Annotated in this window: 17 protein-coding genes; 7 read left to right on the top strand and 10 right to left on the bottom strand. The window is 43.5% G+C overall.

Features of this window, described 5'->3' with window-relative positions; genetic code table 11:
* Positions 1–83: 83 nt before the first annotated feature.
* Entirely contained in the window at positions 84–2150 is a 2067-nt protein-coding gene (locus tag LAY57_RS10650) for a prolyl oligopeptidase family serine peptidase (RefSeq protein WP_249066400.1), read from the bottom strand.
* Between the two features lie 304 nt (positions 2151–2454).
* A complete protein-coding gene (locus LAY57_RS35805; protein WP_420839079.1) occupies positions 2455–2883 on the bottom strand; it encodes a transposase in 429 nt (142 codons plus the stop codon).
* Between the two features lie 156 nt (positions 2884–3039).
* Here LAY57_RS35805 and gatB point away from each other — a divergent pair, with 156 nt between their 5' ends.
* Positions 3040–4569 (top strand): Asp-tRNA(Asn)/Glu-tRNA(Gln) amidotransferase subunit GatB, encoded by a 1530-nt coding sequence (gene gatB, locus LAY57_RS10660; RefSeq protein ID WP_249066401.1) that lies wholly within the window; start codon positions 3040–3042, stop codon positions 4567–4569.
* A 143-nt stretch (positions 4570–4712) separates the two neighbouring features.
* Positions 4713–5777, top strand: a complete 1065-nt coding sequence (locus LAY57_RS10665) for a DNA methyltransferase (protein WP_249066402.1) — start codon at positions 4713–4715, stop codon at positions 5775–5777.
* Here the strand turns inward: LAY57_RS10665 and LAY57_RS10670 are convergent.
* Together LAY57_RS10670 and LAY57_RS10675 are read right to left on the bottom strand one after the other, a co-directional pair.
* Positions 5767–6684 (bottom strand): hypothetical protein, encoded by a 918-nt coding sequence (locus tag LAY57_RS10670; protein WP_249066403.1) that lies wholly within the window; start codon positions 6682–6684, stop codon positions 5767–5769. The genes LAY57_RS10665 and LAY57_RS10670 overlap by 11 nt on opposite strands.
* Entirely contained in the window at positions 6681–6944 is a 264-nt protein-coding gene (locus tag LAY57_RS10675) for a helix-turn-helix domain-containing protein (RefSeq protein WP_249066404.1), read from the bottom strand. The genes LAY57_RS10670 and LAY57_RS10675 overlap by 4 nt, the downstream gene beginning before the upstream one ends.
* Before the next feature lie 682 nt (positions 6945–7626).
* Between LAY57_RS10675 and argJ the strand changes: the two genes are divergently transcribed.
* From argJ to LAY57_RS10690, 3 genes are all read left to right on the top strand, one after another.
* The gene (argJ, locus tag LAY57_RS10680) at positions 7627–8868 is read left to right on the top strand and encodes a bifunctional ornithine acetyltransferase/N-acetylglutamate synthase (RefSeq protein WP_249066405.1); all 1242 of its coding nucleotides are present in this window, start codon (positions 7627–7629) and stop codon (positions 8866–8868) included.
* A 161-nt stretch (positions 8869–9029) separates the two neighbouring features.
* Complete coding sequence (locus tag LAY57_RS10685) at positions 9030–9917, top strand: RpnC/YadD family protein (RefSeq protein WP_249066406.1); 888 nt, start codon at positions 9030–9032, stop codon at positions 9915–9917.
* A gap of 407 nt (positions 9918–10324) precedes the next feature.
* Complete coding sequence (locus LAY57_RS10690) at positions 10325–11587, top strand: serine/threonine protein kinase (protein ID WP_249066407.1); 1263 nt, start codon at positions 10325–10327, stop codon at positions 11585–11587.
* Between the two features lie 988 nt (positions 11588–12575).
* Here LAY57_RS10690 and LAY57_RS10695 read toward each other — a convergent pair.
* From LAY57_RS10695 to LAY57_RS10710, 4 genes are all read right to left on the bottom strand, one after another.
* Positions 12576–12908: a hypothetical protein gene (locus LAY57_RS10695; RefSeq protein ID WP_249066408.1), complete on the bottom strand. Its 333-nt coding sequence runs from the start codon at positions 12906–12908 to the stop codon at positions 12576–12578.
* Between the two features lie 36 nt (positions 12909–12944).
* Positions 12945–13298, bottom strand: coding sequence for a CHAT domain-containing protein (locus tag LAY57_RS10700; RefSeq protein ID WP_338022390.1), 354 nt, complete (start codon positions 13296–13298; stop codon positions 12945–12947).
* 16 nt (positions 13299–13314) lie between these two features.
* Positions 13315–14178: a pentapeptide repeat-containing protein gene (locus tag LAY57_RS10705; protein ID WP_249066409.1), complete on the bottom strand. Its 864-nt coding sequence runs from the start codon at positions 14176–14178 to the stop codon at positions 13315–13317.
* An 84-nt stretch (positions 14179–14262) separates the two neighbouring features.
* On the bottom strand, positions 14263–15105 hold the full coding sequence (locus tag LAY57_RS10710) for a DUF4351 domain-containing protein (RefSeq protein ID WP_249066410.1): 843 nt from the start codon (positions 15103–15105) through the stop codon (positions 14263–14265).
* A 234-nt stretch (positions 15106–15339) separates the two neighbouring features.
* On the opposite strand from LAY57_RS10710, the gene LAY57_RS10715 reads away from it, so the two are divergent.
* Together LAY57_RS10715 and LAY57_RS10720 are read left to right on the top strand one after the other, a co-directional pair.
* Positions 15340–15897 carry a GTPase family protein gene (locus LAY57_RS10715; RefSeq protein WP_249066411.1) on the top strand — a complete coding sequence of 186 codons (558 nt, stop codon included), beginning with the start codon at positions 15340–15342 and terminating at the stop codon, positions 15895–15897.
* 122 nt (positions 15898–16019) lie between these two features.
* Positions 16020–16469 (top strand): VWA domain-containing protein, encoded by a 450-nt coding sequence (locus LAY57_RS10720; RefSeq protein WP_476727011.1) that lies wholly within the window; start codon positions 16020–16022, stop codon positions 16467–16469.
* Positions 16470–16848: 379 nt separating this feature from the next.
* Here LAY57_RS10720 and LAY57_RS10725 read toward each other — a convergent pair whose 3' ends face one another.
* Positions 16849–17409, bottom strand: a complete 561-nt coding sequence (locus LAY57_RS10725) for a Uma2 family endonuclease (RefSeq protein WP_249066412.1) — start codon at positions 17407–17409, stop codon at positions 16849–16851.
* 185 nt (positions 17410–17594) lie between these two features.
* A partial coding sequence (locus LAY57_RS10730; RefSeq protein WP_249066413.1) for a Uma2 family endonuclease occupies positions 17595–18157 on the bottom strand: 563 nt, incomplete at its 5' end.

Raw genomic sequence — 18157 nt, forward strand, 5'->3', positions numbered from 1 at the left:
TCTTCTGGGCCTTGTCTCCCTTGTCTCCCTTGTCCTCCTTGTCCCCTACATCACCAACGGGTGAGAGACCACACCCGGTGGGGTCAGCTTACATCTAAAGTCCGCACCAAAAAAGCCCACTTATCAGCCGCCTCCTCAATAATTTTAGCCGTAGGCTTCCCAGCACCGTGACCAGCCTTAGTTTCAATGCGAATTAAAACAGGCTCAGAGCCAGCGTGCGCCGCCTGCAAAGCCGCTGCAAACTTGAAACTATGAGCGGGTACTACCCTGTCATCACGATCGGCTGTAGTAATCATTGTAGCCGGATAAGCCGTGCCAGATTTGAGGTTGTGCAGAGGCGAGTAAGCATAAAGCGCCTCAAACTCCTCTGGATTGTCAGCCGAACCATACTCAGAACACCAAGCCCAGCCGATCGTAAACTTATGGAAGCGCAACATATCCATCACCCCCACAGATGGTAACGCAGCCGCAAATAAATCGGGACGCTGAGTCATACACGCACCCACCAACAATCCCCCATTGCTGCCACCTGCGATCGCTAGTTTAGCAGGCGAAGTATACCCATTGGCAATCAGCCACTCAGCCGCCCCAATAAAATCATCAAAAACATTCTGCTTCTTCAGCTTAGTTCCTGCTTGGTGCCAATCTTCACCGTACTCGCCACCACCGCGCAAATTGGCAATAGCCAAAACTCCCCCCAACTCCATCCACACCAATTGACTAACCGAAAAACTGGGAGTCAGCGAAACATTAAAACCGCCGTATCCGTACAGATAAGTGGGATTATTCCCATCTAATTGCAAACCTTTCTTGTGAGTAATAAACATCGGCACTTTCGTGCCATCTTTGCTACTGTAAAATATCTGCTTCGTCTCGTAATCATCTGGATTTAAATCAACATTCGGCTGACGAAAAAGCGTACTTTCACCACTCACCATATCGTAGTGATAAATAGTTGCTGGTGTCGTGAAACTTGTATAGCTGTAAAAAGTTTCCCTATCGTGACGCTTACCGCCAAAACCACCCGCAGAACCGATTCCCGGTAACTCCACTTCCCGGACATAAGCGCCGTTGAGATCGAAGATTTTGATTTGAGTGTGAGCATCTTTCAAGTAATCAGCAACAAACCGATCGTTCAGCAAACCCACACCTTCTAAAACTTCCTCTGCCTGGGGAATGATTTCTTGCCAATTATCGCGAGATGGGTTGTTGATATCTATAGCAATCAACGACCCACGCGGTGCATCTAAGTCTGTTCGGAACCAGAAAACTGAGTCATCATTGTCGATAAAACTGTAGCTAGCTTCAAACTCGTTGATTAGTTCGATAACTTCGGCATCTGGGTTAGTCAAATCTTTATAAAAAATCAGGTTTTTTGGATCTGTCCCCTGCCAAACCGAGATAATCAAATATTTTCCATCTTCGCTAACACCACCGCTAAATCCCCATTCTTTTCGATCGGGCCTGTCATAGATAAGGATATCTTCTTCTTGAAGTGTTCCAATCCGATGGTAGAAGAGTTTTTGAAAGTAATTAGCATCTTCAAATTTAGTTTTTTCGTTAGGTTCGTCATAGCGACTGTAAAAAAATCCTTGATTGTCGTGCGTCCAATCAGCACCGGAAAACTTAATCCATTTTAAGCAATCCCGTCTGTCTTCCCCTGTTTCCACATCGCGGACTTTCCATTCTTGCCAATCAGAACCGGAACTAGACAAACCATAAGCCATTAAGTTACCATCTTCGCAAATCGCTATACCCGAAAGAGCAACTGTGCCATCTTCCGAGAGTTTGTTGGGATCGAGCAGTAGCCTTGGTTCGGCGTCAAGGGAAGTTAAGGTATAAAGTACGCTTTGGTTTTGCAAACCATCATTTTTAAAGTAGAAGTAGCGGTTACCTTCTTTAAAGGGAATGCTATATTTTTCATAATCCCAGAGTTGGGTAAGACGCTGCTTAATTTTTTCTCGGACTGGAATTTCGTTGAGATATTGAAATGTGACTTGGTTTTGCGCTTCCAACCAAGCTTTTGTTAGATCGAAGTCAGGATCTTCTAACCAACGATAGTGGTCGGATACTTTTGTACCGTGATAGTCGTCAACGACATCAACTTTTTGACTGGTAGGGTAGGTTAGGGGCCGATCTGAATAAGGCATAGGATGGGTTATAGCAACATTTTCCAGTGTAGCGTCTGCGATCTGGGTCTTACCCAGATCTGTCGAACAGATCGAGCCTTCGTAATCTGAGAAACCCGGTTTCTAACGGCTTGGCAGTTTTACGTTTACTCCCTTCGGTGCTAGAAGACTATGTATAGTGGTCGGGTGAAGCATTGCGGGATTAATCTTAATTCAAAACCGAAACGTTAATTCCGCAATGCTAATGCCTACGGCACGCTTTGCGCGTTCGCCCCTACATAATCTTGTGGCGGGGGGACGGAGTAATTATGCCCTACTTAATCCTCTACTCTAGAGAGTATAAAGGTTGTAGGTATAGATATGACCGCACAGACTCAACAATCTGAGATTCGGCTACTAAATTCACCATAAAATTAGCTACACTTCGATGTCTTGTCTGTTCAATTTGACATAGATTTTTCAATTGATCGTTCACCGATTCAATGATACCTCTTTTTCTTAGTTTCATTTTATCTGACCACAACATTAGCTTGTTTTTCATGTTTTTCTTGAGTCTAGTTATCAGATGTAAACCTTTTTCATGTAATTGCCTAAATAGTTTTTCGGTATATCCTTTGTCTCCAAAAGTTGGTTGTTTGTGGCTCGAGCCAGTCCCAAAAGTCGCTTGTTTGTGGCTCGAGCCAGTCCCAAAGTCGCTTGTTTGTGGCTCGAGCCAGTCCCAAAAGTCGCTTGTTTGTGGCTCGAGCCAGCCCAAAAGTCGCTTGTTTGTCGCTCGATCCCTCCATCGAACTCACGTTACGTTACTACAGATGTAGAGACGTTTCACGAAACGTCTCTATATCTGTAGCTTGTCTGCAAAAAGTTAAAATAGAAGCCGATTGATTATTGTTATGCCTCAATTTGTTAGCTCATGACAACCGCTGCACCAGTTAAAACTCAGTACGAAGCCGTCATCGGTTTAGAAACCCACTGTCAGCTTAGTACCGACACTAAGATTTTCTGCAATTGTTCTACCGAATTTGGCAGCCGCCCAAATCAGAACGTTTGCCCAATTTGCATGGGTATGCCTGGAGTATTGCCAGTACTCAACGAGAAGGTACTGGAGTACGCCGTCAAAGCGGGGATAGCCCTCAACTCTCAGATTGCACCCTATAGCAAATTTGACCGCAAACAGTATTTTTATCCCGATTTGCCTAAAAATTACCAAATTTCTCAGTACGACCTGCCTATTGCCGAGCATGGTTGGCTAGAAGTTGAATTGGTGGATGAAGCGGGTAAGGTTACCCGCAAAAAGATTGGTATCACTCGCCTGCATATGGAGGAAGATGCGGGAAAGTTGGTTCACGCGGGTAGCGTTGGCGAAGCCTCTCGGAACGAGACTCGCCTTTCGGGTTCTACTTACTCTCTGGTAGACTTCAACCGCACGGGTGTAGCTTTAGTAGAAATTGTCTCAGAACCGGATATGCGATCGGGCCTAGAAGCTGCTGAATATGCCCAAGAACTCCGCCGCATTCTGCGCTATTTAGGTGTCAGCGACGGCAATATGCAGGAAGGTTCCCTGCGTTGTGACGTGAATATCTCCGTGCGTCCGGTGGGACGAAAAGAGTTTGGCACGAAGGTAGAAATTAAGAATATGAACTCCTTCAGTGCTATTGAAAGGGCGATCGATTACGAGATCGATCGGCAAACCACAGCACTGGAAGCCGGTGAGCGGATTGTGCAAGAAACTAGGCTGTGGGAGGAAGGCAGTCAACGCACTATCAGTATGCGGATTAAGGAAGGTTCCAGCGATTACCGCTACTTCCCCGAACCCGATTTGGCCCCCATTGAGGTGCCATCCGAGCTGCTAGAGAAGTGGAAGTCGGAACTGCCAGAACTCCCAGCCGAGAAACGACACCGCTATGAAAGTGAATTGGGACTTTCTGCCTACGATGCGCGGGTGCTGACAGACGATCGCTCCGTAGCTGAGTATTTTGAAGCCGTTGTCGCCGCTGGTGCCAATTCCAAGCAAGCGGCTAACTGGGTGATGGGCGATATCAGCGCTTACCTCAACAACGAAAAACTCAGCATCGCCCAAATCGCCCTCAAACCGGACACCTTAGCTGAACTGATTTCCCTGATTGAAACTGGAACCATCAGCGGCAAGATTGCCAAAGATATTCTACCGGAGTTGTTCTCTAGTGGTGGTTCGGCTAAGGAACTGATCGATCGCAAGGGATTAACCCAAATCTCGGATACTGTAGCTCTAGAAACCATCATCGATGAAATCTTGGCCGCCAATCCCAAAGAGCTAGAACAGTACCGCAACGGCAAAACTAAGCTGCTGGGCTTCTTTGTCGGACAGGTGATGAAGAAAACCTCCGGTCGAGCCGATCCCCAGCTGACCAACCAACTTCTGGCCCAAAAGTTGAACGTAGCTTGGCAGTCCCCACCCTCTTAACGGGTGAGGAAAGATAGCTGATTTTTTAGGGGGCATCGAACTCCCTAAAAAATCAATATTAATTTAGGTATCCTACTATCCAAATATCCCAAAATAGGATAAAGTAGCAGATACCTAATACTTAAATTTACACAAGTCAATAAATGAATCGAGCCAATCCGGGTGTAAGCCCTTCTAGCCCATTGAAGCGGAAAGCTACTAGCACAGTTGGGCGTGGGAAAGCAGTTAATCTTAACACCAACTTTAATTTTTCTGTGTGGAGTGATGAGTGTGTAACTCTACATTTGGGCGATAGCCTTCAACACTATGAAAACTGGGAGGAACCTACCGTTATCGTTTCCGATGGGGCTTACGGTGTTCTTGGCTTTGAAGGAGATACTTCAGACCATATTGATTTACCTAACTGGTATGAGCCTCATATTGAGGCATGGTCAAAAGCATCAATGTCATGTACAACACTTTGGTTTTGGAATTCAGAAATTGGTTGGGCTGTTGTACATCCAATTCTGGAAAAGTATGGTTGGCGCTACGTCAATTGCAATATTTGGAACAAAGGAAAAGGTCACATAGCAGGAAACGTTAACACGGAAAAGATCCGCAGATTTCCTGTAGTTACAGAAGTTTGTGTCCAATATGTAAGAGAGGTTAAAGTTAACGAGCTTACTTTAAAGGTGTGGCTTCTAGAAGAGTGGAAACGCTCTGGACTACCATTACGACGTGCAAATGATGCTTGTGGTGTGGTAGATGCCGCAACCAGAAAATATTTCGATCGAGGACATTTATGGTATTTCCCTCCTCCAGAGATGTTTGAGAGACTGGTTAACTACGCAAATGAGCATGGTAGACCTGAAAGAAAACCCTACTTTTCTCTAAATGGAGATCGATCTTTAACAGGACAAGAATGGAGCAGAATGCGATCGAAATTTAGATGTCCTTATGGTTTTACAAATGTTTGGGAGCGCCAAGCTCTCCGAGGCGACGAGCGGGTGAAAACTTTCTCTGGAAAAGCAGTACATCTTAATCAAAAGCCTCTTGACTTAATGAGCCTCATTATTGAGGCATCAAGTGATGACAATGATGTCATTTGGGAGCCTTTTGGTGGACTCTTCAGTGCATCTTTAGCTGCACGTAAACTGAGACGCAAAGCTTTTTCTTGTGAGACAGACCCGGACTATTTCTACTATGGGGTGCAGCGATTTAGTCAATAAGTTCATCAATATTCTCTTCTTTAATATCTAGATACCCTTGTAAAAATATCTTTATGTTTTCTTCTCGACGACTTGATAAAAGTCTATTCCATTGTCCAACTGTCATACCATGAACTTCCGTATTGTAGATACGTTGCTTGAACTCTTTAATTCCTGGATGCACAATTCTATCCATCTTAGCAAAATTAGTGTCTAGTCTATATTCATATCTTATTCGTAGCTGACGTAGAAGACGTTGATAGTCTCTGGTCGGTTTGTATATTTTTCCTTCAACGCCCCATGAGTCAACAATTTTTTGAGCTTCTAATAATTCCTCAATAGATCCCTGAAACTTATATCCATTAGTGTTTGTCTGTTGCAAATTTGCTGTTCTTTGAGTTGTATCTTCTGGTTCTAAAACAAGATAATCAGGTGGATTATGATAATGAGTGTCCCTAGCAACAGCTACAGATAAACCAGAAACGACACATACATCAAGAATTCGAGGCTTACCGTAGATAATTTTTTCAGGAAGCCATGCCAGCATAACAACGTAAGTTTGATCGAAGCTGAAGTGGTTTTGACTATCTTTAAAGCGTGCTGTTATTTCTGTCGCCAATGGAAACCATGCTTTAATTTCTAGTCCCGGCATTGGTTGAACTTCTCCCACAAAAATAGTATCTGGAAAGCCCGGATCTTGCCTCTGCCATTTTCCAAAATCAGCAAATTCGTTTTGTTTATTTAGAAATTCAACAGTGTTAAACTCAATTAAATTGCCAAGCAGTGGTGAAAGTTTTGAGATAACTTTAGACAAATTTACGGCTGCATTCACAGTCACAGGTTTAGAGACATTTAAAACGTCAAAAGTGTGCCCTGATAAATCATTGAGATATTGTGATGCGAGTCTAATTACATCTTGCGTATTCATTCCTCATCCTTACAGGATAGTTCAGATATTCCTTGTTCGACTTTCCTGATGATGTCGCAAGGATCTACACCAATTACATGGGTAACGAACAGAAACTCAATTACATCTAAACGCCGCTCACCGTTCTCGTATTTAGCTACGAAAGATTGCGGCTTCTTAAGATGTTTAGCAAGTGCCTCCTGAGTTAGCCGCGCTTCTTTGCGTGCGGCAATCATGCAGCGGCGAAATATGTCATACTCATTGCTAAAAATAGACTTCATTGTGCCTTGATGTAGCACTAAGCATACTTCAACACAATAAACCCATTTTCGGATAATCCCAAAATGGGATATTTATAGAACCCAAAATTCGATAGCCGCACACCCCAACAACACGCTGCCCCCGACCGCCGAAAGAAAATTTGGTAGATGAAGCGACAGAAGCCCACGGCTGGCGTTAGCAACCGCGAGTAATTCAAATCTTAGTCTCAACTTTACGAAAAAGCCCTCAGACTTCATCAAAAAACTACAATAGGGGGTGTCACCCCTCACCCCTATGCCATTATAATCGTGTATGTAGATGCACCCTGATGATCGGGAGAGTCGTCCATCCAAGCGACTCCCCTTTTTTTTTTGAGGGGCTAGGAAAGTCAAAAGTCAAAAGTCAAAAGTCAAAAGTCAAAAGGGAAGAGGGAAGAGGGGAAGATTTCAGGTTTCATTTGAAATCTCAAATCTGAAATCTGAAATATAAAATGCCTACTTCCCACTCCCCACTCAGCACTTCCCACTCTCCACTCAGCACTTTGTACTCAGCACTAAAGCCGAAGCACTTTGCTATAACTTGACTGAAAATCGCTCACAGCAAGAGTTTATTCAATTCTTTAATCTAAAATCTAAAATCTTTAATCTAAAATCTAAAATGGTATGATCCGCCCTGGAAACCAAAAAGCTGGAGGGGAAAGTTATGACAGAATGGCAAGAAATCAGCGGTAGCGTGACAGCACCCAGGGGGTATCGTGCGGCGGGGATTACGGCTGGACTGAAAGCTTCGGGATTACCGGATTTAGCTTTGATTGTGTCGGATGTGGAAGCGATCGCAGCTGGAGTATTCACCACCTCTGTTGTACGCGCCGCCCCTGTGGATTACTGCCGTCAGCGCCTGCAATCTAAACCAGGTGCCAGCGCTATTCTCTGCAACGCTGGACAAGCGAACGCCGCTACAGGTTCCCAAGGTTGGATTGATGCGATCGAATGCGCCCAAAATTTAGCTCAAATATTGAATATTCCCTCAGACTCCATCTTGCTAGCATCCACCGGAGTTATCGGTCAGCGGATTAAGATGGATGTGCTGAAAGCAGCAATTCCGCAACTCGTCGCCGCCTTATCGGAAACGGGAGGCGATTCAGCTGCAAAGGCGATCGTCACCACAGATTTAGTGCCAAAATCGATCGCTCTAGAAACAATGATGCACGATCGTCCAGTCCGAATCGGTGGAATTGCCAAAGGTTCCGGCATGATTCATCCCAACATGGCGACAATGCTGTCTTTTGTAACTTGTGATGCAGCAGTTTCTCCTTCCCTGTGGCAGCAAATGTTGAGTCGCGCCGCCGATAAAAGCTTCAATCAAATTACTGTTGACGGCGATACCAGTACCAACGACACCTTAATTGCTTTGGCTAACGGACAATCTCGCACACCCGCGATTACCGAAATGGGCCCAGAAGCAGAAAATTTAGAGGCCATGTTAACAGCAGTTTGTCAGCATTTGGCAAAAGCGATCGCACGGGACGGCGAAGGTGCCACCTGTCTCGTTGAAGTAGTAGTTTCTGGCGCAACTGATGACAAAGCGGCGCGTCAAGTTGCCAAAACGATCGCCGGTTCATCTCTAGTTAAATCAGCTATTTTCGGTCGCGATCCCAACTGGGGAAGAATTGCAGCAGCGGCGGGACGTGCTGGTGTTCATTTCGATCAAGAAAATTTGCAAATCAGGTTAGGTAATTTCTTACTAATGGAAAACGGACAACCTTTGGCATTCGATCGATCTGCTGCTAGTGCATATTTGAAAACAGCAGCAGCTGGTGCTTATTTGAAAGAAGATACTGTTTTAATTTCGGTAAGTATTGGCAATGGAGGTGGTTTTGGTAAAGCTTGGGGATGCGATTTGACTTACGACTACGTGAAGATTAACGCCGAGTATACAACTTAAATTGGTTGGTAGTCAGTAGTCAGTTGTTCGTTGCGATCGACTACTGACTAAAATTAAATTGTTGTAGGCTGGATTACCTTTTTCAAACCTTTTTATGGACGGCGCATATCCTCCAAATTTATAGTTCCGAATGCTTCACTTTTACAAATGACAAATGACCAATGACTAAATCAGCAGACATCGGTAGCAAACGTTTAATTAGTTTAGCACCCGATGCTTGGGTGAAATGGGTAACGCAGTCCTCCAATATAACGGCGCGAGATATTCTTACCTCTGAGTTCCAGTGGATTAGTCGAGAGGGCGATGTAATAGTAAAAGCCTACAGTCCACAAATCGGCGAGTTTTTAGTGCTGAACGAGATACAATTGCGCTATAATAATCGGATGCCTTTACGAATGCGAGCTTATGCAGCACTGGCAGAGGAGCGATACAACTTGCCAGTCTACCCGGTACTGATTAATATTTTGCAACCAACACCGGGAGTGGTTATAGCTAGAGGCCATGAATCACAGGTTTTCGGATTAAGAGCAACTCAGGAGTATCGCGTAATTAATCTCTGGGAAGTAGATGTCCAAACAGTTTTTCAACAACAGTTAACATCTTTACTTCCCTTTGTACCAGTGCTGAGAGGTGGTGGTGAGGAAGCAGTAGTGCAGCAAGCAGTACAACTTTTGCGTGCTGATGAACAGTTGAATGAGTTAGAAAACCTGTTAGCTTTTTTTGCTACCTTTGTATTGGAAACTCGTTTAGTCCAGCAAATTATGAGGTGGGATATGGCTGTTTTACGAGAATCGCCTTGGTATCAAGAGATTTGGAGGGAAGGAGAACAACGAGGGTTGCAGCAAGGGTTGCAGCAAGGTTTACAACAAGGAATCTTATCAGCTATTGAATTTGGTTTGGAGCTAAAATTCGGTAGTGAGGGATTACAGCTATTGCCAGAAATATCTCAGATTTCGGATGTAGATGTATTGAAGGCAATTCAGGAAAGACTCAAGACGGCGAATAGTTTGGAAGAGGTGCTACAAATTTATCGAGTAAGTGAAATTTGACCATCAGTGTGAGGTTAGAAACCCGGTTTTTTGAAAAAACCGGGTTTCTATTCTGGTGCCGAGTCGAACAGATTCGTAGGTTGGGTTGAGGAACGAAACTAGGGCAAATTGGTTGGGTTTCGTTCCTCAACCCAACCTACAAAGAAATGGTGAGGGTATTGTTCAAAAAACCGGGTTTCTATTCTGGTGCTTATCCGAACAGATTCGTAGGTTGGGTTGAGGAACGACGAAACTAGGGCAAATTCGTTGGGTTTCGTTCCTCAACCCAACCTACAAAGAAATGGCGAAGGTATTTATTGTTCAAAAAACCGGGTTTCTATTCTGCTGCTTATCCGAACAGTATTGGTGCGTTACTACAATTTTCTCATCCTGTGTCACAATAAACCAAAGTGTCTGGAAAGCGCGACATGGTTTGGGCAGCGGGTCAGCGGTTGCAGAATGGTAAATATATTATCGAGCAAATCCTGGGACAAGGCGGTTTCGGGATTACCTACAAAGCACGACACACGCTGCTGCAACAGTTAATCGTGATTAAAACGCCCAACGAAAGGCTGAAAAATGACCCGGAATACCCGAAATATTTGCAGCGATTCGTCGAGGAAGGGCGGCGACTGGAAAAACTCTCTGAACAGAAGCATCCCAATATCGTGCGCGTCAGGGATTTGTTTGAAGAGGGGGGGATATACTGCCTGGTAATGGATTTTGTATCAGGGGAGAGTTTGTTTAATTTGGTGCAGCGGCGAGGGGCGTTACCAGCAAACGAAGCGGTGGAGTACGTGCGACAAATTGGGGAAGCTTTGACGGTGGTACATCAAGCGAGACTGGTGCATCGGGATGCTCACCCCGGCAATATCATGGTGCAGAGAGACGGTAAAGCAATTTTGATTGATTTTGGCATTGCTGGGGAAATTCTGCAAACTGTGGAAAGTTCCAAGCATTTTGGCAATCTCGCCTTTGCGCCTTACGAACAGATGATGGGAAGTCGGGAACTAACAGTTGATGTGTACTGTTTGGGAGCTTCTTTATATTATGCGGTAACTGGTCAATGTCCGACATCTTCTTTGGATCGGAAGTTGAAGAATGTCGGATTGATTAAACCTAAGCAACACGCTGATATCAGCGATGAGTTGAATCGGGCGATTCTCAAGGGGATGGAGTTGGAAGCGAAAAACCGTCCTCAGTCGATGCAGGAATGGTTGAAGTTGTTGGAAGTGGCGAATCGCACTGTGGAGGTTAGTTTACCGCCGAAAAAACGAAGAAATATTCCTTGGGGTAAGCTAACAGGAGTTTTGTTAAGCTATGCAGTTTTAGGCTTCTTCTCAGCACCTTCGGCTTGGGCTTGGGCTTGGGCTTGGGCTTTGGCTTCGGCTTTGGCTTCGGCTTCGGCTTTGGCTTGGGCTTGGGCTTGGACTTCGCTTTTGGCTTCGGCTTGGGCTTTGGCTTTGGCTTCGGCTTCGGCTTGGGTTTCGGCTTCGGCTTCGGCTTCGTCTTGGGCTTTGGCTTCGGCTTCGGCTTGGGCTTTGGCTTGGGCTTGGGCTTTGGCTTTGGCTTCGGACGAGTTAGTCAAGTCCTTCAGCAAGTTTCACACATTTCTAATCTTACTTGGAACTTCTTGGTTAGGACTGGGGTTAGGATGGTTGGCGTATCAGATATATAGTGTTTCCATTTGAGATGTAAACAATGGTAGGTTGGGTTAGACGCGGTAATTAACTTATCGGATGCTCACAGATAAGTCTTTTCCCGCGTCGTAACCCAACATTCACTATTAAATATGTGTTCACGACTCATTTGAAAACGCTATATATGATATTTGGATAAGATTGCACTACCTTTCGTTGAGGTTGGCAACATTTTATAGCGGTTTTCAATTGGATGAAATACACCCCAGAAACCCGGTTTCTTCAAGAAACCGGGTTTCTCTGTACCTCACTCAGATGAAAAAGGCTTTATATCATCTCCGCTAGGCTAACAAAATTGGAAAAATTAACCGCAGATGAACGCAGATAAAATACTGGATAAGATATATCCGATATTTTTACACAACGGATGTCACCATAATTGATATTATTGAGATATTGAACAAGTTTTATCACCCCCCAGAGAATCAATGATAATGTAGCAAATAAATCATAGCGTTGTCGCCCACGCCCGCCTGCGAATCAATTCGCAGGCTAATAGCGAAAGTCCTCTGAAGAGGACTGAAAGAATATCAAAAAAACTATTCAAAAACAACCATCATCTGCGTAGCGATAAATCTACATCTACATCTGCGTTCATCCGCGTTCATCTGCGGTAAAAAATCTCCCAATTTTGTACAAAGTCAATTAGCTAATTATCATGAGCGTGTAGCAAATAAATCATGGCGTTGTCGCCCACGCCCGCCTGCGAATCAATTCGCAGGCTAATAGCGAAAGTCCTCTGAAGAGGACTGAAAGAATATCCAAAAAAGTATTCAAAAACGACCATCATCTGCGTAGCGATAAATCTACATCTACATCTGTGTTTATCCGCATTCATCTGCGGTAAAAAATATCCCAATTTTGTACAAAGTCTTGAAATTGAAAATGGCGTATACTTGATAATTCATGTTAATATAGTCATTGGTCATTGGTCATTAGGAATCGGAGTAACGAACAACGAACAATGAACAATGAATGCCTATGAATTGGTTTGCGATTTTTGCGGTGGGTTGAGTTTACTTTTCACCGCGTCTCGCAATTCTCGGAAGCGGTTTTGTAGCATTTCCTCTTCCGAGGCTTCCACCTTACGCACAGTTTTAATTTCTCTAAAAGATTGGGCGAATAGAGTCACATTATCTTTGATTGGGCGAGTTTGTTTGCCAACCCAATCTTTGATTTCTTTGGTGACAATATGGATATTTTCGTTTTCCAAACCAGCTAGTTTTCCATCTAACTCTTGGATGGTTTTAGCGGGGAAGAGGGCAGGGGTAGATTTGAATACTTGCAGTAAAGCGGGAATAGTTTGATCCATTTTCGTGGGGTAATTTGATATAAAGCGCGATCGGTTTTATTGCCCAATGGCACAGAAAGCAGCCCAATAAACAGGATGGGCGAAAGGTGTATCATCCAAGAACGAGTCCAGTTTAGCTTGGATTTCCTCTATCCAATTGTTACCTAAATTGAGGCGATTAGTCCAGTGTAAAAATTCTCCTTTGCTGACATTCCGCAACCAGATTTGGGCTTGGTTGAGGGCAGTTGGTACGGATATTTGATTTTGTAAGTTTTCATACAATTTAATCATTAAAAATGCGCTTGACAAATCGGTCAATCTCCAGAGGCTACTGACGACGCTGGGAGAACCCGCAACTAGGAAGCCGCTGGGTAAGCCGATATACTCATCGCTGTTGGTGGTGACAAAAATTGGGCCATCTCCAGATCTATTCCTGACCCAAAATCTCTAGAAACTCTTGGACAACGCGATCGGGTTCTTCATTGCACCTGTTACAGTCGCAATAGTGGATGATACGGATGCCGTGAGTTTCAAAAAGGCGATGTCTGGCGACTCGCTTCGCTACCCGTTCTTCAGCTTTTGCTCGATCGGGATGTGATAATTCCAGAATACCCCATTTGCCTTGATGGAAAATTAGGAAATTGGGTTCTTGATTTTGTCTGCCTTCTGGTGTTGTGAGGCGTGCTTTGGCATTGGGGAAGAAGAAGATGTTGGCCCGATCGAGTGCTTCGGCTATTTTTATTTGTTCTTCGTAGTAGAAATGTAAATCATTCCAAAGATAGATTTTTTCTTGTGAGTTAGAGTGAGTTTGCTGGTTATCTTCTTCTTCGGATTCGATGATTTCTTCTGGGGAGTTGGTGTTACTATCAGGTAATAATGCTTGCTCTAAATCTTCTTGACATGAGACTGCTTCACTAAAGTTTGTAAATAATAGTCTTGTTCCACTTAGGCTAGCTAAATTTAATGTTGCTCCACTCAGATTAGCACCGCTGAGGTTTACTTCTATTTCCTGAGTTCGATGCAAGCTTATTTGATTTCGTCGCAAGTATCGTTTAAAAACAGACTGTAAATTATTTTTTTTGACCTTTTCCTCAAAAGCGTCTGAGAGTTGTTTCCAAAGTTTAGCAGCAACGGATTTTATATATTCATCATCATACTTGGAGAGTTTAGCGATTTCCTCATAGGAGCATCTGCCTTGCCAACATTGCCTGAAGATTAGATATTCAACGTCGTTTAAGCATTCGCCATCGAGGACTGTTTCTGCGATCGCGAGAGCTTCATCAACCGTCATAAGTTAAATTTCCTTAAAGTATCGGATGAAGTTTTAAACAGATGAGGCTATATCCCCGACTTCTTCAAGAAGTCGGGGATATAGCTAGCGTTGATTCAGCCAATTCGCTAAATCTGTTCCTTCTGAAAAATCCAAAAGTGCTTCCCCTAAATTTTCTAATTCTTCTACGGATAAGGTCTGAATTTGTGCTTGCGTTTCAGGCGCGATCGTACCCATTCTGCGAGTCAAAAGGCGAGTGACGAACGACAGCGCCTCCCGTTGCCGTCCTTGTTGGAGACCTTCAAGGAGACCATCTTCGCGAATTTCTTGGTAAATGACAGACTCCCGCATAGTTTCCTTCCTAAATAGTTGTCTGATTAAGTTTTTTTCAAATCTCAAACCTGCGAGGACTTGGGTACAAGCGATCAGATCGGCTTGTCGATCGGGTTCTTCAATTGTAGCAATCCGATTAGCCACTTGCTCTAGCAAAGTTCGCGGCGAGTTAGTTTGAGATAATGTCGCGAATGGCAGCAAGCCGGGGACGGATAACAGTAAAGCGGGGTCTTCTTCCCACAGGCGAATAACTCGATAGCGGTGTCGGGTGTTTTCGTCTGTATACTCCGATACAAAAGCTTGTTCTGAGGCTGTTTGCTGTAAAAAGATTACTACTTGATGGATGGAACAGGAATATTGACGCTTCAGCCTGACGTAGTAGTCAAGCATTCTGAACGGGATTGGAGGGTCGGAATACGGTAGGGTTTCAAATTCCAGATGTAGAATTTCGTTATCGGCTTGCAGGAAGGCCAGAGAATCAGCGCGGATTGGTTCTTGAATTAGTTCAGTTTTGAGAACCTGAATGGTGGTGGGCCGATCGAGTGGCAGCAGCCATTGGACAAAGGCGGCTGGAAATTTTTCGGCCAGATATTTGCAAGTGTTGTCGTAGGCCAAGGAAGTCGGGTTGAGAGAGATGTGTGAATAGTTTGTGAGAGTATCGTAACTCTTCGGCGCATCTTCCTAACAGGACATTTTAGCATGATCTAGCGAAAGTTACTACTTTTTATCACTTTTTGTCACTTTTTATCACTGACAAAGCTGAGGTTGAGTTTGTACAGTAAGGATTATAAGGCAACTGCGATCGAATAATCAAGACGAATATAAACTCTGCTTAGTGAGGAGCATGACATGGAAATAAAAGAGCCTGATTTGACCCCAGATCAGCTTAAGCTCGTTCAAGATGTCCTAAAAAAAAGCGTAAATGATCGTCAATTTCGTGTTTCTATTGTAGGTCAAACCGGTGTTGGGAAATCTTCTCTGATCAATGCTTTATTCGGCACTAAACTGAAAACCGATCCTGTTAAACCATGTACGCCATTACCGGAGGGAGGAGAGATACCTGCTATTCCTATTAAGGAAAATCTGTATTTTTATGACCTTCCAGGGATCGGAGAGTCAGACGAAGCAGACGAAAAGTATTTGCAAAAGTACAGAGAACATCTTCAATCTTCTGATGTAATCTTATGGGCGATTCATGCTGACAATCGCTCAGTTGTTTTTGATTTGCAGTCCCTCAAAAAAATAATGGAGGGATATACTCAAGAACAAAAAGCAATACTGATGAGTAAGCTTACCTTTATTTTGACGAAAGCAGATGTTCTACATCCACCTTCTTGGATAGCAGCAAAAATCGGAAATATCGTGAGTATCATAGAGAATATTGCCAAATGGTTTAAATGGTCTTGAAAATTTCTCTTCTTTCGAGTCAATCATGCTGTAAGGACACGGCATCATAAAATAATGTCTGTCATCCAAAGTTTTAATTATGCCGTGTACCTACAAATTCGCATAAGTTGTAAATTAAGCAGGTGGAATCTATTGTGATCGATCTAGAAAATCGTGACTACACTCTAATCATCGATAAGAGTGCGAGTATGGCAAAAAAAGATTGTGAGGGTGGTAGAAGGCGTTGGGATGTGATGCAAGAAACTACTTTCGGTTTGGCTAGCAAGTGTGAAGAATTTTCTCCAGATGGCATTACTGTTTATACTTTTTCATCTCTATTTAGGCGATATGATAATGTAACGGCTAGCAAAGTTGAGCAAATATTCAGTGAGAATGAGCCTGTAGGAAGAACGGAAATGGGAGAAGTTTTGAAAGATGCTCTAAAAAGCTATTTTAAACGTAAGGAACAGGGGCAAGCAAAATTGGGTGGGGAAATTATTCTTGTGGTAACAGATGGTCAGCCAGACAACCACCAAGCTGTGATAAAAACAATTATTAATGCTACCCAAAAAATAGATAGAGATGAGGAATGAGGTATCTCATTTATCCAGATTGGAAATGATGCTGAAGCAACCAAATTTCTGAAGACTCTAGATGATGACCTCCAAAGTGCAGGAGCTAGGTTCGATATTGTAGATACAATCACAATTGATGAGATAGAGAAGGAAGGAATCTCCCTGAAGGAGGTTTTAATCAGAGCTATCACTGATTAACATGATTTCGACACTAGGTAAGGCTGAAACCATTGTTAGATGAATTCTCTTGACCAGAAACCGGGTTTCTATGCGTAAGTCCTGGTTTATTTATTAATTGCCGTTGGGGCTGGGCGAAGCATCGCTGAATCGGAATTGTCGCTACCGATCGTAAATTTTGGCAGCGATGCTTCGCCCCTACATCAAATCGCTGAACTGCCTATCCCAAAATTTCATCAACTGTAAAATTAACATCGGGAAAAGTTTCTACAAAAATAGATTGTCCGCGCCCAAATACCTGCACATTTTGATAACCATTCGCTGAAGGTTGCCGATAAACTTCTATACATTCTGCCGGAATATTCACCAACCAAACTTCCATAATACCGCTACTCGCATAAAGGGGAATTTTTACCTCTCGGTCAGATTCAACTGTGGTATCTGCTACTTCAACAATTAATAGTATATCTTCGGGTTGCGGATGTCCAGATTGGTAAAAATCTGCGCGCCTTCTCAGCAATGCTAAATCTGGTTGTGGTTCGGAGTTATCATCCAATTCAATTGGATCTTGAACTCCCACTGTTATCAACTGCGCCAGACGCGAAACAAACAATTCATTGAGACGCTTTACACAAGCCGCATGAAATCTTCCAATTGGCGACATTTGAACAATTTCTCCTTTGATAAGTTCTACGCGATCGTCTTCTTTGAGAATACCAGCATCAACCATCAGGTGATATTCTTTGACGGTGAATAGTCGTTTTAGCAATTGTTGTGGCATAACGAACTCCCTGCTTTTATCCTATTATAGTGCTAAGATATTTTTTGACTTAATTCAAGTTGATAGTTAGTATTAGGTATGTTGTGGCGCTAAAGCGCTTTAGGGCTGAAGCCCAACAACATACGAGTTGAGCGCTAAAGCGCAACAACATACGAATAAGAACTAAAGTCCTTACTACGAATCCTCTATCCCAAAATTTCATCAACTGTAAAATTAACATCGGGAAAAGCTTCTACAAAAATAGATTGTCCCCGCCCAAATACCTGCACATTTTGATAACCATTCGCTGAAGGTTGCCGATAAACTTCGATACATTCTGCCGGAATATTGACTAACCAAACTTCGACAATACCGCTACTCGCATAAAGGGGTATTTTTACCTCTCGGTCAGATTCAACTGTGGTATCTGCTACTTCTATAATTAATAGTATATCTTCTGGTTGCGGATGTCCAGATTGGTAAAAATCTGCGCGTATTCTCAGCAATGCTAAATCTGGTTGTGGTTCGGAGAGGTCGTCTAATTCTACTGGATCTTGGGCACCAATTATAGCTAGTTCACCTAGCAATTGAGAAAAAAGCCTGATTAATCGTTTTACACAAGCCGCATGAAATCTTCCAATTGGCGACATTTGAACAATTTCTCCTTTGATAAGTTCTACGCGATCGTCTTCTTTGAGAATACCAGCATCAACCATCAGGTGATATTCTTTGACGGTGAATAGTCGTTTTAGCAATTGTTGTGGCATAA

The sequence above is a fragment of the Argonema antarcticum A004/B2 genome, assembly GCF_023333585.1.
Taxonomy (GTDB): domain Bacteria; phylum Cyanobacteriota; class Cyanobacteriia; order Cyanobacteriales; family Aerosakkonemataceae; genus Argonema; species Argonema antarcticum.